The organism is Tahibacter soli (assembly GCF_025717065.2).
Taxonomy (GTDB): domain Bacteria; phylum Pseudomonadota; class Gammaproteobacteria; order Xanthomonadales; family Rhodanobacteraceae; genus Tahibacter; species Tahibacter soli.
The window spans coordinates 560,630-575,436 of sequence record NZ_JAOVZO020000017.1; the positions used below are offsets into that span (position 1 = coordinate 560,630).

The window sequence follows — 14,807 nt, forward strand, 5'->3', positions numbered from 1 at the left end:
CCGCGCTACTGCGCGCGCGCGGCGAACGCGACGAACCCGGCCCACAACGCCGGATGGTTGTAGCGCTCCGAGCCGACGCTCTGGTGCTGCGCGCGCGCCACGGCCGCGGCCGGCGTCGCGCCGTCGGCGAGCGCGCGGTAAACCGCTTCCATGAACGCGACGCTGTCGCGGTCGCCCACCTGCCACAGCGGCGCGATCACGTCCGGCGCGCCCGCCGCGAGCAGCGCCTGCGTGAGGCCCACCGTGCCCGCCGCGTCGATGCGCGCGCCGCCGGCGGCGTCGCACGCGCCGAGCACGACGAGATCGGCCTTCACGCCCTGCTCGACGATGTCGTGCCAGGTCAGTACGTCGAGCCCGCGACCGCCGGTTTCCGAAGCGATCAGCAATGCCGAAAGGCCCGGCGTGTCTCGGCTCGTCAGGCCGTGCGTCGCGAAGTGGACGATGGCGCCGGGCCGCGCGAGCGCCGCGAGCGCGCGGTCCTTGGTGAACGCCGCGCCGACGTGCACTTCCTGCGGCGCCGGGCGCCACAGCCGGGCGATGCTCGCCGCTTCGAGCCGGCTGCCGGGCAGGCGCGCAAGGCCGCTCGCACGGACGGTGGAGGCCGCGCCGCCCGGCGGGGTCGGGTCGGCGAACGCGTACAGCGGATGCGCGCGGCAGCAGTCGCGGCGCGCGCGCGCGGCCTCGCGCGAGCTGCCGAGCACGACGATCGCCGGCCACGCCGCGTCGGCCGGCGGCCGTTCGATCAGAAGAATCGGCGGCATCGCGGTGAGCGCGCCGTCGAGCACGACATACCAGTTCTGCGCGTTGCCGGCGATCGTCTCGTCGAGATCGATCGCGTCGCGCAATTCGCGTGCGCGCTGCTGGATGGTCTGTGCCGGCGACGACGTTTCGGGCAGGAGCCGCGCCATCTCGCCGGCGATCGCCGTTGCCTGCGCCGCGTTCGTCGTATGGCGCTCGACGAGGCCGCGCGCATCGAGCCGCCACGCGAACGTGTTCTCGTCGCCGACGAACAGCGCGAGCAGCGCCGTGTCGCGCGGCCAGCGCGTCGCGTCGACCGATGCCGCGTCGCTCGCGCCGGCGCCGGCCGCGACGCCCTGTTCGACGCGCGACAGCAGGTCGGCCATGACCACCGGCTCTGCCTGCTGTTCTTCCGGCGCGAGAATCTGCCAATGCCGCCGTACCGCGTCGTTGAGCGCGGCGAGCGTCGCGCGCCGTTCGGCCGGGTCGGCGCCGGAAGCCGGCATCGCGCCGAGCGCGGCCGAAGCGCGCAGTTCCTCGGCCCACGCGTAGCGCTCGCGCCGCGCCGCTTCGCCGTCGCCGCGCACGGACAGCGACAGCGTCAGCACGCGTTCGAGCGCGCGCCGCGCACGCGAGACGTAGTGCGCGCGATGCAGCGGATAACTTTGCAATTGTGCAACCACCAGCATGCGCCGGATCGCGTCGCGGTACGCCGTCAACGCGCGCGCCGGATCGTGGGCGGCGTACGCGGCGTCGGCGTCCACTTCGCCCGCTTCGATGGCGAACAGCGGATCGCGCGCCTGCGCGGCTCGTCGCGCGACCTGCGCGCCGGCTTCGCGCGCGGCGGCGAGGTCGCCCTGCGCGAGCGCGATGCGCGCGGCGATCAGGTCGAGCCGCTGCATGCTCGCGTAGAAGCCCTGCTTGCGCACCGCGTTGCGCGCGGCGGCGAGCGCCTCGCTCGCGGCGGCCAGGTCGTTGCGGTCGAGGGCCAGCTCGCCCTGCAGGCCGCGCGCGTCGGCGAGAATGCTCGCGTTGTCGGCCGGATCGAGCAGCCCGATCGCTTCGCGGATCGCGGCTTCGGCCTTGTCGCCGTTGCCGACCTGACGCTCGAGCGTGCCGAGATCGACCAGCGTGAGCGCCGCGCGCGGCCGGAAACCGCCGGCACGATAGCGTTCGGCGGCTTCCGTCAGGTACGTGCGCGCGCGCTCGGCGTCGGCCAGCAGCAGCGCGCCGACGCCGAGCTGGCGCAGCACGTTCGCGGTGAGGTTCGCATCGCCCACGCGCTCGGCGAGCGTGCGGGCCTGTGTCAGCGCGGCGAGCGATTCGCCGAGGCGGCCTTCGCTGCGCAAGAGCTTGGCGCCGACGATCGACGCGATGAGTTCGAACCGGGCGGTGCCGGCGCGCCTTGCCAGCGCGATCGCGGCGTCCACGTTCTGCCGCGCGCGCCCGTAGCGGGCCAGTTCCAGGTTGAGGTCGGCGAGATTGGCGAGCGAGTTCGCTTCTTCGCCCGTGTCGCCGGCCGCGTGATGCAGCGCGACCACGTCGCGGTAGCACGTCGCCGCGGCGTCGGTCGCGCCGAGGTCGCGCAACGTCAGGCAGCGGTCGTTGCCGGCCTGGCGCTTCAACGTCGGATCGAGCGCGTTCGCCGCGATGGTCGCGAACGCGGCTTCGGCCGCGGTCAATTCGCCGCGCCGGCGCAGCTGGCGCGCGGCGCCGATGTCGGCCCACTGCGCGCGCACTTCGTCGTCGATCGCGCGCCACGCGCTAGCGGCGGCGCGATACGCATCGTAGCTCGCGTCGACGTTGCCGCGCCGATGCGACAGAAAGCCGCGCGTGTGCAGCGTCTGCGCCGCGAACCACGGCGGCTGGCCGGCGCTCGAGACCGCCGCATGATCGAGCAACGTCATCGCCTCGGCGCGCGCGGCTTCGCGCGCCGGACGCGCAAGGCTCGCGTCTTCGGACGCGGCGAGCTTAGCGCCCGCCTGCGCCAGGAGCTGCAGGCCGGACGTATCGCCGGTGCAGTACAGGTGCACGCGAAACGCGCCCTTGTCGACCGACTTGGCGCGCGCGCGCACGCCGATCTCGGCGCGCGGCGGACGCAGCGCGATCGGCTCGAACGCGCGGCGCGCCGGCGGCAGGTCGATCGTTTGCGCGTCGGAGGCCAGTTCGATGTCGACATCGCGCTCCTCGAGGACGAGCAGTGCGCCGGGCGCGACGTCGTCGACCGCGATCGTCGCCGGCAGCCGCAGGGCGACGTCGCCGGCCGGCGCGGGCCGCGCGCACGACAGCGCGAGAGCGCCGTCCTGCGCCGCGGCGGCGGACGCGGCGGACAGGAGCACCAGCGCAAGAAGAGCGGCTGTCGCACGAGGGCAGGTCATGCGCCGATTGTCGGCCAGCGTTCGGGCCTGCGTAAACGGCGCGATGTCTCAATAGTCATTTCACGACATCGCCGGCGGCGGCGTTACTGGAATCCGTTCGCGAAAATCCGGTCGGCGTACGCCACCGCTACGCACGGGCTGACGCGCGACGTCGCGTCGACGAACAGGTCTTCCTGGCCGACGCCGGCGATCGCCGTCACCGAGGAATAGCCCGGCGCGACTTCGCTCGTGACGAAGCGGAGCGGCGCATGGCCGCCGGCGTCGGTCGCGATGTCCGCATAGCCGAGAAAGTGGCCGGTTTCACCGCCGCGCGGCGACGTGCACGCGCGCGTGTTGCCGTAGAGTGCCACGCGGCCGGGCCGGTTCGGCGCGCTGTCGAACGCGCCTTCGATCACGAGTTCGCCGTTGACGACCGTGGCGCGTTCGATCGTCGGATGATTGAGGCATTCGTTCGCGCCGGCGTCGGCGTCGCCGGGATCGTTCGTGAGCGAGCAGTCGCTTTCGACCGCGGCGTAGTTGACGCCGTTGCCGTAGATCCGCGAGACGACTTCGAGATATTCGATGCCCGGCGGCGTATTGCTGATCAGGTACACGCCGCCCTTGCCGTTGCCGGCGATGACGTTCTGCAGCGCGCGCGAATAGCCGCCGATGCGCGACAGGCGCGCGTTCGTCACCTGCACGCCGTCCCAGCCGTTGCCGAGCACCGGCGCCGCGTTGCGGTCGGTGCCGATCAGGTTGCCGACGACCGCGTTGCGAATCGAACGCTCGCCGTACAGGAGTACGCCCGACCACGTATTGCCCGAAACGAGGTTGCGGTCGGTCGCCGTCGTCCCGCCGATCACGTTGAACTCGCCGGCGACCGTCACGCCCCAGCGATTGGGCTTTGCCGTGACGCCGTCGGGTTCGACGCCGACGAAGCTGCCGCGCAGGTTCACTTCCGCCGCCTCGCGGTCGATGTAGAGCCCCGAGCCCGTCGCGCTGTTGACGAGCGACACGCCGCGAATTTCGGTCGGGCCGCGCGTGACGTAGAGCGCGTGCCGGTCGCCGCCGCCGGCGTCGATCACGATGCGAATCTGCGCGTTCGTGCCTTCGCCGAGCGTGTTCGCGCTCGAGCCGGGCTGCGTATAGCCGTCGATCACGACCGGCTGCGTGATCTTCAGTTCCGAGCCGAGCACGATGCGTCTGGGCTGCGCCGGATCGCCGGGGATGTCGAAGACGATCGTGTCGGTCGCCGCATCCGCGTTCGCGAGCGCGACCGCGCGGCGCAGGCAGCGATCGGCGAGCGTGCAGGTGTCGGCGGTCGAATCGACGACGTACGTCGCGGCGTTCGCGCCGCCGCAGGCGAGGGCGATCGCCAGAAACCCGATGTGTCGCATGATGACTCCGTTCGCAAGGTCTTTGCCGGCTTCGCTGCCGGTGCCCCGAAAGGACGGGATCGGGTGACCGATCCTGTCAGTCCGGCAGACGAGGGCCGGGCAGTCGCTCCGTGGCGCGTGATAGGCGGCGCCGCATTTGTGCGCTAGTTCCGTTCGGGCACTTGATTGCCGGGCCTCGCCCGGCGATACGACGGCGCGCCGCACCTGCTAGCGGCGCATCGCCGCGATGCGCACGTCGAACGCTCAGGGGTTCCGTGTGCGACGCGAGCCGGCAATCAAGGCCCGTTGCGAGCTCTGCCGTGCCGCCGCGATCTTCGCGGTGCGTGTTCGTTTTCTCCGACTCCTACGTTTGCTGACTCGAAGCCGTCGTGGTGGACGGTCTTGAGAGAGAGCGAATGCAACGCGAACCTTTCAAAGCGCGCGGCCCGGCGCCGCGCGGCGAGCGCGTGCGGCTGCACGCCATTCCCCTGATCGCACTGGCCGCGCTCGCCGCGGGCGATGCGCCGGCGCAGTTCTCGATGAACGCGCACGCGATCGTTTCCGCCGGCGGCACGATCCGCTCCGCTGGCGGCTGCTACGCCGTCGCCGCGACGGTCGGCGAACCGGCCGGCGGCCGCATCGCCGGCGGCGCGTTCGCGATCGACGCCGGCTTCCAGGCCGGCCCCGGCCGGGTGCGCGGCGACCAGCTGTTCCGCGGCGGCTTCCAGGAGTGCATCTGATGAATACGTGGCGAAAAATTCTACGCGGCGCCGCCGCCGCACTCGTCTTCGTGGCCGCGTCGGCCTGGGCGCAGCCGGTGCCCCAGCTGCCGGACTTCGTCTACCAGGGCCGGCTGACGCAGAGCGGCGCACCGGCGAACGGCAACTTCGACCTGACGTTTGCGCTCTTCACGCTGGCGAGCGGCGGCACGCAGGTCGGCGCGACCGTCGTGGAGAACGACTATCCGGTGACCGACGGCCTCTTCACCGTGTCGCTGAGCTTTCCCGGCGCATTCGCGGGCACGCAGCTGTTCCTGCAGGTGACGGTCGAAGGCACCGCGTTGTCGCCGCGCCAGGCCGTGGCGACGGCACCCGTCGCGCAGTACGCGCTGTCGGGCGTCATCGGCGGCGCCGCCGGCGGCGATCTTGCCGGCACGTATCCGAATCCGTCGATCGGTTTCGGCGCGGTGACGAACTCGAAGATCGCCGCCGGCGCCGTGACGAACAGCAAGCTCGCCGACGCGTCGGTCACCGCGTTGAAGATCGCTACGGGTGCGGTCGGCACGTCGGAAATCGCGAACGGCGCCGTCGGCACGTCGCAGATCGCGAGCGACAGCATCACGCGCGGCAAGATCGCCGGCGGCTACTCGAACGGCGCGATCGCCGTGACGGTTGCCGGCAACGACTGCAACGAATACGACATCGGCGTGCCGGGCGCGCAGACGAACGACATCGCGATCTTCAACCTGCAGGGCAGCGCGAACCTGCCGCCGAACATGTTCATCCAGGCGATCAAGGTGCCGTCCGCGGGCCTGGTGACGATACGCGCCTGCAACGTCGGATCGACCACGCAGTCGACCGGCGACATCGGTGTCTACGTGCTGACCTTGCGTTGACCGTGTTGCGCTGAGCGCTTCCGCGCAGCCGAAGGATACCGCGGCCTCGCGCCGCGGTATCAGTCGTTGCGCGAACGCCGTTTTCGTCGCAATCGGCCGATGTCTTTCAACGCGATTGCGCGTCGACTGCGGGCCCTGCCAGGAGCCCGAACGATGCCGCGACACCCCGCTCCCTTCCGGCGCCGCCGCTGTTTCTCGTCGCCGGCGCGGCATCGGCGCAACTGCCCGATGTCGAACCGAACGTCGGCCTCAAGCGCCTTGACAGCGCCGGCCAGCTGGTCGGCGGGCACGTGCGCGCGCTCGCGCGCCAGGCCTGCAGCCGCATCCTCGTCGGCGGCGACTTCGTGCAGACCAGCACGGGCGTCGCGCGCACCGACATCCTGCGCCTGAAGCGCGACGGCACGCTCGACCCGGACTTCGAGGTCACGGTCAGCTCCAACGGCGCCACCGCGATCAACGCGATCGTCGTCGAAGGCGACTTCGTCTACGTCGGCGGGCGTTTCGAAAAAATCAACAACGTCGCGCGCAGCAACATCGCCAAGCTCACGCACGACGGCACGGTCGTGGCGGCGTGGTCGGCCGACTGTCGGGCCGACCGACGTCGTGCACGCGATCGCGGCCGGCGGCGGCAAGGTCTGCGTCGGCGGCGATTTCAGCGCGCACGACCTGTGGGACGTCGGCCGGCTCGACGCCGCGACCGGCGCGATCGACCTCAACGGGAGGCCGCAGCCGAACACCGCCGTGCGCGCGCTCGAACTCGTCGGACCGTGGCTCTACGCGGGCGGCAGCTTCACCGGCACGACGCCGGCCGCGTACGCGCGCCTCACGCGTCGACGCGGCGGGCATCGGCGCGATCGACGCGAACTGGCGCCCGGGCGCCGACGCGAACGTGCTGGCACTGTACGCGGACCGCGCCCGCGCGCGGCTGTACGTGGGCGGCGAATTCGCCGACGTCGCCGCGACGCGTCGCGACGGCCTCGCGCGTTTCGGGCAGATCGTCGACCCCGACGTGATTTTCGCCGACAGCTGGGAGATCCAGAGGCGTTAGGGCGATCGCGCCTTGCGTTCGCGCGCGCGGCGCGGAACACTGCGCCGCGCATCGCAACCCCGGAGTCGAGCATGAGTCATCAAGGCAGCTGTCATTGTGGAAAGATCGCATTCGAGTTCGACGGCGAGGTCGGCAAGGCGATCGAGTGCAATTGTTCGTTGTGCAGCCGTCGCGGCTACCTGCTGACGTTCGTGCCGAGCGCGAACTTCACGCTCAAGACCGACGCTGAGAACCTGTCGACGTACCGGTTCAACAAGGAAGTGATCGCGCACCATTTCTGCGCGACCTGCGGCTGCGCGCCGTTCGGCGAAGGCGCCGATCCGCAGGGCAACAAGATGTTCGCGGTGAACCTGCGCTGCGTCGAGGGCATCGATCCGGCCGGGCTGTCGGTCCAAAAGGTCGACGGGCGCAGCCGCTGATTCTTAGCCGAACCAGCCGCGCCGCGCGGGATCGGCGGCGCGGACTTCCAGCCACGCCTGCGCCCGCTCGCGCCCGAGCTCGCGCAGGCGCTGCAAGAATGCCGCGTGGGTATTGAGCGGCGTACGCGCCGCGCCCGCGCCGAACGATTCCTCGGGCTCCACCAGGTGCAGCTGCAGGCCGCGCAGGCGCCGGCCGAGCCAGGCGACCGGCATCGTGCCGTCGAGGTTCTGCCGCGCGCGGCGCAGCATCGCCACTTCGCGCAGGAACGTCGTCGAGAAGCCGAGTTCGGCCACGCGCGCGGCGATCTCGCGCGCGCTCGTCGGCACGAGCGCGTGTTCGCGCGGCTGCACCAGCACGCACAGCACGTCGCGGCTCGCGCATTCGTACACGAGCGGTTCGAGCGCGGGATTGCCGGCGTAGCCGCCGTCCCAGTAGGCCTCGCCGTCAATGACCACGGGCGCGAACAACTGCGGCAGGCACGTGGAGGCGATGAGCGCGTCTTCGTCGAGCCGCGCGTTGTCGAACAATACGAGCGCGCCGTCGCGTACGCGCGTGGCGGCCACGAACAGCTTGAACGGCGCTTGCCGGCGCAGGCGCTCGAAGTCGAACAGCCGCGCGACGATCGCGCGCAGCGGATTGATGCCGAGCGGATTGATCGTCGTCGGCGCGAAATGCCGCGACATGCCGGCGAGCCACGATTGCAGTCCGAGTCCGGCCGGCCCCGCGAACGCCCATTGCAGCATGCCGTTCTGGTGCGCGACGGCGTCCCAGAGCGCGGCGAGCGTCGCGCGCGCGCCGTCGCGGCCGTCCTCGATCCACCCTTGCGCGAGCGCGACCGCGTTCATCGCGCCGCTGCTCGTCGCGCTGATCGCTTCGATCGACAGCGCGGGCTCTTCGAGCAGGCGGTCGAGCACGCCCCAGGTGAACGCGCCGTGCGCGCCGCCGCCTTGCAGCGCGAGCGCCAATGTCAGATCGCGGGCGAGCGTAGCCATGCGTCGATCATGGCGCAGGTTTGCGCAACGCAGCAAACCGCGACGCTACGATTTCGCGACGGTTTCCTTGAACGGATTGCGCTGCGGCGCCTCGTGCGGCGCCACGCGCGCGAAGATTTCGCGCACGAGCGCGTTGACCGCCGGCACGCGATGGCGCAGCCACACGTGGCTCGAATGCGCGGTTGCGCCGAGCGACGCCTTCGGTTCCATCGCGGTACGGCCGAAGCTGAGTTCAGTGCAGCGCAGCTCGATCGCGTCTTCCACGAGCGTCTGCAACAAGCGCAGATACAGCGGCACGTTCGCGTTCACGGCGTAGTCGAAGCCGACGTAATAACCGAGCGCGCGCTCGCCGTCCTTGATCGTCGTGATGAAGCCGACGATGGTCTCGTCGTTGCGGATCAGCGTGCAGCGGAAGCGGTCGGCACCGGCCAGGCGCGCGAGCGCGCCGAAATAGCCGGGCGGCAGCGCCGACAGCCGCGTGCCGGCGCGGCTTTCGACTTCGCCGTACAGCGCGTGCAGCCGCGCGTCGTGCAGGGTCGCGTCGGCGTTGCGCTCGACGCGGTAGCCCGCGTCGTCGACCGCCTTGACGATCTTCTTCGCCTTGCTGCGATAGTTCGACGTGAGATCGGCGAGATAGTCGTCGAAGTGCCGCCAGTGCGCGCGGATCGGCATCGCCATCTCGGCTTCCGTCTGCATCGGCCGATAGCTGAAGTCGCGCAGCGGCTGCGCGGCGGACGAACGCGCGTCGTCGAGATCCTTGATCATCACGTAGTCGATCTGCCCGTGCAGGCGATCGGCGCGGCGAATGCGGTACAGCGCTTCGGCGACGCCGTGCCATAGCGTGCCGGGGTCGACGTCCGGCGCGAACGCGAGCCCGTGAAAGCCGCTCGACACGAGCGAGCCGCACACGAGGAGGCGCGTCTTTATGCGATCGAGCGCGTTCTTGCGCACGCGTGAATCGGGCAGGTTGGCGAGCTGGCTGCCGCGCACCTCGAGCACCTGCGCCGCGAGCGCGACGATCGGTGCTCCGTCGCGGTAGACGAGCGCGTAGCGCTGCTGCATGCCGTTCGGCGCGTGCGTTTCGAGCAGGCGGCGATAGTCGCGCGACATGAAGAACGACGCGTCGCGCGCGAGGCTGTCCCAATGCGCACCGTTCAAGAAGTCGACGCGATCGGCGAGCGCGCACGACAGGCCGCTCGGTGTCGCGCGCTTGTCGTGACGGCCGATCGCGGCCTTGACGTTGTCGACCGCGCGCTGTAATCCCTTGGCCATGACGATCTCGCGAGTGAGGTTGCGCCGATGGTAGCCAAACCCCGCGCGGCGTGCCGACGCGTGGAAACACTTCCACATCACGTCGGAGGTTCCATGCGCTACGCATTCGCAGTCGGCCTGCTGTTCGGAACGTTCGCGGCGAGCGCCGTCGCGCAGGAAGAAAAGCTCGAAACGATCGTCGTCACCGGTTCGCGCCTCAGCTATCGCGATCTGCTCGACACGCCGGCCGTGTCGATCCGCCGGCCTGGCGACTATCTCCTGCTCGGCGTCACGCTCGTCAACGACACGCGCAACGAAACCGCGCGGCACGACGAGATCTACGCGACGATCCGCAAGATGGCCGCGACCGCCGGCAAGCGTTTCGATCTCGTCTACGGCGATACGTTTCTTACCGTGATCGGCGGCGCCGGCGACGACAAGATGCCGCTCGGCAAAGACGACAAGCGCCCCGACGTCAATCGCGCGCAGCTGTTCGTGCGCGCCTCGATCGGCGGCGATCCGTCGCGCGCCGAGGCGCTGACGCGCGACCTGCGCGAATTCGTCGCGAAAGCCGAGCGCGTCGGCCGCACCGAGATCGACGCCGACACCGAAACCGCGCTGAGCTTGACGCGCCCGGAGCGATTTCGCTACGACCTCGTCAAGGCGATCGCCGACGACACCGCGAAAGTGCGTGCCGAACTCGGCGCCGGCTGCGAGGTATCGATCGAGGGCTTGAGCACGCGCATCGAATGGCAGCGCGTGTCGGCGTCCGAGCTGATGCTGTACATCCCGTACACGATGAAGATCGAGGGGTGCGGTCCGGCGAAGACGTAAAGACCGCGCCGCAGCGGCGAGCGACGCCTCTAAGGGAAGCGGGCGGAGGGTCGTCGGTTGCTTCCCGTCGTCGTTCGGGCCGGGTCCGCTGCGGCGCGGTCTTGAGCCAAGGACGGAAAGCAATGCGGAAAGCTGGCACAGCCATGGCTTGCAGTGCCGCGCAATCCCTGCGTGCGAGGAATCGCACGGTCGCGACAGCTAGGGATGCCGTCGCGGAGGCGACGTGCGACTTGGGGAGTGCGCATGGACATTCGCCGGCTCGTCGTTGCCGTTGGTTGGGTCTGGAGTTTCGCTATCGGCATGCCGGCGATCGCCGGCGATCGCGAAAAGGCGGCAGGTGACTGCGCGGTCGCGCTGTTGTGTTCGGAGAGCGAAAAAGCCGACGTAGCGTCGACATGCCTGGGCGAGTTCCCGACGTTCGCGGAGGGTTGCCGCTCGACGCTCGGCGAGTTCGCCGAACGCGACAAGGGTGCGACCGATGTCAGCCGCGCTTTGTCCGCGATCACGTCGAGCAGTCCGGAACGGCGCGATGTCGCGCTCGCGTCGCACTGCGACGTCGGTAGCGACTGCGCGCGCGTACTCGATGTCGCCGAGCCGAAGCCGTTGCTGCGATTCGTCGAAAATCAGTGCCGGAACATCGATGCGGCGATCTGGCGCCGCCGCGCCGGCCTGGATCCGCATGCGCCGGACGAATCGACGCTGCGGCGCTGCGCGCTCGCCGTCAAGCGACTGGAGCGCGCGTCGACGCAGGCATCCTGGAGTCGTGCTCAACAGCAGCGCCGCGATGCGTTGATCGAACACTGTGCGGCTGTCGAAACGTGTCAGACCGGCGCGGCGGATCGTTGCGACGACCTGCCGCTCTGCGTGGCAGCCGTCCACAAAGCGACTTGCGACGGTATTTCCGGTTGCACGGACTGGTTTCGCAAACGCGCGAACGCGTGGCAGCGACAGCAGCAATTGGACGAACGCAACCTGCAGGAGCAGGAGCTCAAGCGCAAGCGGGAAACGGAGGCCGCCGCCGACCGGCTCGCCGAAGAACGCAGAGCGAACCGCGCGCAGCAGCTTGCGGAGTTCGTTGCGCAGGGTCAGTACGCGCGACGCACTGCATCTGAAAGGGAGAGTGCCGACCGATATCGCGAAGCCTACGAGCAGCAGGGCAGGCGACTGGCGGAGCTGACGGAACGCCAGATCACTTCCCTGGGCGGCTCCTTCGACAGGTTGAACGACACATTCGGACGGATCGCCTCCGTGTTGGGCGCAACGAAGGATCCCTCCGGCGAAGTGCGGCCGCAGCTCGATCCCGATCAGCCGATCGACACGATCTATCCGACTGCGGAGAAGATCGAATATGCGATCGTGACGCTGCCCGATCCCCGCGTACCGCGGCATCGACGCAGCTACGAGATGGCGTTGCGCGCGATGATCGCGGGCCTGGCCGACGACGACTACGTACTGGATCGCTACTATTTTCCGTGGCAGGACTACAGCGGAAAGCTGGCCGATGCGGGCGACCGCTGGACGTCGGCCGACCAGACCGACGATGGCAGGCACGGCGTGCTCGTGTTTCGCCGCGACAACTGGCGCACGTCCGCCGTCGGCTGCGGCAGGACGAGCGTGCGCGTGTTCTACGTCGTCGCCGAAACGGTGACCTATGGCGTGCAGAACAAGGCGATGCGCAATGCGCTCGTGCGCGCAGCCGACGAGGTGCTCGGCAATCCTGCGTATCCAAAAACTGCAAGCAAAGACAAAAGGATCGAAGCATCGCCCTGTGTGCCCGTCGACTCGCAAGTGGTGCACAGCTACCTCGATGTGCCGACAGTCGTCGGCGAGGCGATGTTTCGACCGGAAGAAAAAAACGGGACCATACGGTCTTCGTCGTCGGTCCGACGTTTTCGAGTTCGCTGAGCAGCATCAAGGCGGCGGCGGACGACATTTACGGTCATGAGCGCGTGGTCGTACCGGCCAAGGTCCGCGCGTACGTGGCAACACTGCGGCGCAAGATCGAAGCGGTCGAGAAAAGCGCGGAGGTCGCGGCGCAGGTGCCTCAGTTGCCGGTCTTCAAGAAACTGCTGCGCGGTGCCGATCGCATCGTCGAGTCGAGGTCGGCCGAGACGTTGCCATGTCCTCTCGCGTCCGACCGAGAATCCGCGAATGACGCCAAGGACCTGCGGGACGTCGCGCAGAAGATATGCGTGTATTTCATGGCCGAGCGCGGCCGCGACTCAACCGAAGGGCGGCAGTTGCCGAACATCGAGAAGACCGAGGTGCGTGCCGTCAGCGTCTCGACGACGGTCCAGTCGAACCGCGAGATCAATCTTGCCGGCGGTGCGGAGGATTCGCGCTTTCGCTTCGTCAGTGTCGCCGTAGGCGATGAGTACAAGCTCGGCGAAATACTCAAGAACGTCGACGTCGACAGGATTGCCATACTGTACGAATCCACTTCGTTCGGGCGTGGTGCAGCACAGACGCTGCAGGATCTCGTCAAAAAAAGAGATGACGGCCTGCAACTGACGCACGCGGCGTTTCCTCCGAATATCGCGAGCCTGCGCAAGCGCATGCGCGACGCCGACGAGGCGAACCGCAAGAAATTCGGCATCGTCAGCCTTGCCGCCGACAACGTTCATCTGCCGATCGAGGAAACCGCCGAGAACGGCAATGAATACCCCGATGGCGGCCGCTCGGCGCTCACGCTCGCTTCCGCGGATCTGCATCTACGGCAACTGATCGATGACTTGAGCCGCCGCAAGCGGCCGGGACTTGTCATCGTTGCGGCGACCGACGTGCGCGACAGGTTGTATCTGTTCGATCGCATCGGCCGCGAGCTGCCGGAGGCGCGCCTGGTCGATCTCGAAGCGGATCTGCTGCTTGCGCATCCCGACTATGTGCATGCGACGCGTGGCGCGTTGATGCTCTCGTCGACGACGCTCGTCGGCGACGACCTCATTGCGCCGAAGGACGCGTCGAAAGACGACGTGAAGGATTCGCCGTTGTGTCCGCAGGCGGCGAAAGGCGGCGGTGCGATGCTGAGTTTCGACAGCGACCGGCAGGCGCTGATGTACTGGCTGATGCGCTGTCTCGACGCGACGATCGTGCGCAGCGACACCGTCGTTCCCTATCGTATCGGTCGGGCCGGCCCAATCCGCGAGAACGCGGGTTCAGTACTGTCAATGCGCGGCGGATATGCGGCCGGACCGGCGAAGGCCTACGGTTTCGTATTGCTTGCAGCGATGCTGGCGCTGCTGTTGCGCATCGCGCAGCGGACGACGTACGTCATCGAGCCACCCGACTCGGCGTTGCCGCTGGGCGCCCCCTGGTGGGGCGCAGGTCTAGTGAACTACAAGGTCATCGGTTTCTGGTGCGCGTCCTGTGCCGGTGCTCTGCTGTTGTTCTTTCCGCTGGGCGTGCAGAATCCCTTGGTTCCCGTTTCGTTTGTTCGCGCGCTCTCGTCCTCGACCGCCGAGCCGCTGCTGCGCTTCATGCAATGGTCGTTCGCCGCATTGGCTTGCGGCTCGCTGATCTTCGCGTTCGCAATCAGTCGTCGGCTGCGATGCTGGGTGCGTTATGCCGAGCATCTTGTACGTGCAGCCGGCGGCGACGAACTGCACGATTGGTCCACGATTGCCGGTTCGAAACCGCGTTTCGTGTCGACGCCGATACAGGCGGGCCTCTCGACACTGTTGCTCGATGCACCGAACTTCACGCCGCCGGACAATGCGACGTGGCGCGGCCGGCTCGTCGCCTTCGAGGCCGGCTTTGGTGACGATCTTGCGGCACGCATGGCTTTGCGCGAGCTTTTCTGGCCGAGCCTGCGCACGCTGGCGCTGGCGGGACTCGCGATCCTGGTGTCTTGCGTCGGCATTCTCATGCTGTCGCTGCTCTATCCTGTGCCCTACCGCGGGGTACCGATGACGCTGGGGCTCGTCGTCGCCGTGCTCGCGACGATCCACTACGTCGGCAACACGATCGCATTCGAGCGCAGCAGCCTGCTCAGCCGCCTGTTCTGCGGCACCGACAAAGGCTTGCAGCTGTCGACGCAGTTCATGGCGGTCGTACTGAGCCCGGTCGTGCTGCTGATTCTTTCGATCATCGCCGCCGATCAGCCGGGCGTGCTCGAGTGGAGCGGCGGACTGGCGAAGATACTGACCGGCGGCCGCTAGCGCCGGGACCATCGCACAG

11 protein-coding genes and 1 pseudogene are annotated in these 14,807 nt (G+C 68.8%); 8 read left to right on the forward strand and 4 right to left on the reverse strand.

Going from position 1 to position 14,807, the window contains the following annotated elements:
• Window positions 1–5 precede the first annotated feature (5 nt).
• Window positions 6–3,116: a CHAT domain-containing protein gene (locus OD750_RS13635; protein WP_263545785.1), complete on the reverse strand. Its 3,111-nt coding sequence runs from the start codon at window positions 3,114–3,116 to the stop codon at window positions 6–8.
• Between the two features lie 83 nt (window positions 3,117–3,199).
• Entirely contained in the window at window positions 3,200–4,492 is a 1,293-nt protein-coding gene (locus tag OD750_RS13640) for a hypothetical protein (protein ID WP_263545786.1), read from the reverse strand.
• A gap of 395 nt (window positions 4,493–4,887) precedes the next feature.
• Between OD750_RS13640 and OD750_RS13645 the strand changes: the two genes are divergently transcribed.
• From OD750_RS13645 to OD750_RS13665, 5 genes and pseudogenes are all read left to right on the forward strand, one after another.
• Complete coding sequence (locus OD750_RS13645; RefSeq protein WP_263545787.1) at window positions 4,888–5,211, forward strand: hypothetical protein; 324 nt, start codon at window positions 4,888–4,890, stop codon at window positions 5,209–5,211.
• On the forward strand, window positions 5,211–6,086 hold the full coding sequence (locus OD750_RS13650) for a hypothetical protein (RefSeq protein ID WP_263545788.1): 876 nt from the start codon (window positions 5,211–5,213) through the stop codon (window positions 6,084–6,086). Before OD750_RS13645 ends, OD750_RS13650 begins: the two co-directional genes overlap by 1 nt.
• Before the next feature lie 344 nt (window positions 6,087–6,430).
• A pseudogene (locus tag OD750_RS27495) lies at window positions 6,431–6,613 on the forward strand (hypothetical protein); the annotation flags it as partial.
• A 362-nt stretch (window positions 6,614–6,975) separates the two neighbouring features.
• A complete protein-coding gene (locus tag OD750_RS13660; protein ID WP_263545790.1) occupies window positions 6,976–7,134 on the forward strand; it encodes a hypothetical protein in 159 nt (52 codons plus the stop codon).
• Between the two features lie 71 nt (window positions 7,135–7,205).
• Window positions 7,206–7,553 (forward strand): GFA family protein, encoded by a 348-nt coding sequence (locus OD750_RS13665; protein ID WP_263545791.1) that lies wholly within the window; start codon window positions 7,206–7,208, stop codon window positions 7,551–7,553.
• A 3-nt stretch (window positions 7,554–7,556) separates the two neighbouring features.
• Here OD750_RS13665 and OD750_RS13670 read toward each other — a convergent pair whose 3' ends face one another.
• Both OD750_RS13670 and OD750_RS13675 read right to left on the reverse strand, forming a co-directional pair.
• On the reverse strand, window positions 7,557–8,546 hold the full coding sequence (locus tag OD750_RS13670) for a patatin-like phospholipase family protein (RefSeq protein WP_263545792.1): 990 nt from the start codon (window positions 8,544–8,546) through the stop codon (window positions 7,557–7,559).
• 45 nt (window positions 8,547–8,591) lie between these two features.
• Window positions 8,592–9,818, reverse strand: a complete 1,227-nt coding sequence (locus OD750_RS13675; protein ID WP_263545793.1) for a GNAT family N-acetyltransferase — start codon at window positions 9,816–9,818, stop codon at window positions 8,592–8,594.
• 93 nt (window positions 9,819–9,911) lie between these two features.
• On the opposite strand from OD750_RS13675, the gene OD750_RS13680 reads away from it, so the two are divergent.
• The 3 genes from OD750_RS13680 (at window position 9,912) to OD750_RS13690 (ending at window position 14,788) form a co-directional block, all read left to right on the forward strand.
• Complete coding sequence (locus OD750_RS13680) at window positions 9,912–10,631, forward strand: hypothetical protein (RefSeq protein WP_263545794.1); 720 nt, start codon at window positions 9,912–9,914, stop codon at window positions 10,629–10,631.
• A 243-nt stretch (window positions 10,632–10,874) separates the two neighbouring features.
• Window positions 10,875–12,536 (forward strand): hypothetical protein, encoded by a 1,662-nt coding sequence (locus OD750_RS13685; RefSeq protein ID WP_263545795.1) that lies wholly within the window; start codon window positions 10,875–10,877, stop codon window positions 12,534–12,536.
• Between the two features lie 44 nt (window positions 12,537–12,580).
• Window positions 12,581–14,788: a hypothetical protein gene (locus tag OD750_RS13690; RefSeq protein WP_263545796.1), complete on the forward strand. Its 2,208-nt coding sequence runs from the start codon at window positions 12,581–12,583 to the stop codon at window positions 14,786–14,788.
• The last annotated feature ends 19 nt before the right edge of the window (window positions 14,789–14,807 follow it).

Bases quoted from the DNA above. Each gene is read 5' to 3' on its own strand.
- OD750_RS13680 (WP_263545794.1), top strand. From the start codon at position 9,912: ATGCGCTACGCATTCGCAGTCGGCCTGCTGTTCGGAACGTTCGCGGCG.
- OD750_RS13635 (WP_263545785.1), bottom strand. From the start codon at position 3,116: ATGACCTGCCCTCGTGCGACAGCCGCTCTTCTTGCGCTGGTGCTCCTG.
- OD750_RS13685 (WP_263545795.1), top strand. From the start codon at position 10,875: ATGGACATTCGCCGGCTCGTCGTTGCCGTTGGTTGGGTCTGGAGTTTC.
- OD750_RS13650 (WP_263545788.1), top strand. From the start codon at position 5,211: ATGAATACGTGGCGAAAAATTCTACGCGGCGCCGCCGCCGCACTCGTC.
- OD750_RS13675 (WP_263545793.1), bottom strand. From the start codon at position 9,818: ATGGCCAAGGGATTACAGCGCGCGGTCGACAACGTCAAGGCCGCGATC.
- OD750_RS13670 (WP_263545792.1), bottom strand. From the start codon at position 8,546: ATGGCTACGCTCGCCCGCGATCTGACATTGGCGCTCGCGCTGCAAGGC.
- OD750_RS13640 (WP_263545786.1), bottom strand. From the start codon at position 4,492: ATGCGACACATCGGGTTTCTGGCGATCGCCCTCGCCTGCGGCGGCGCG.
- OD750_RS13645 (WP_263545787.1), top strand. From the start codon at position 4,888: ATGCAACGCGAACCTTTCAAAGCGCGCGGCCCGGCGCCGCGCGGCGAG.
- OD750_RS13665 (WP_263545791.1), top strand. From the start codon at position 7,206: ATGAGTCATCAAGGCAGCTGTCATTGTGGAAAGATCGCATTCGAGTTC.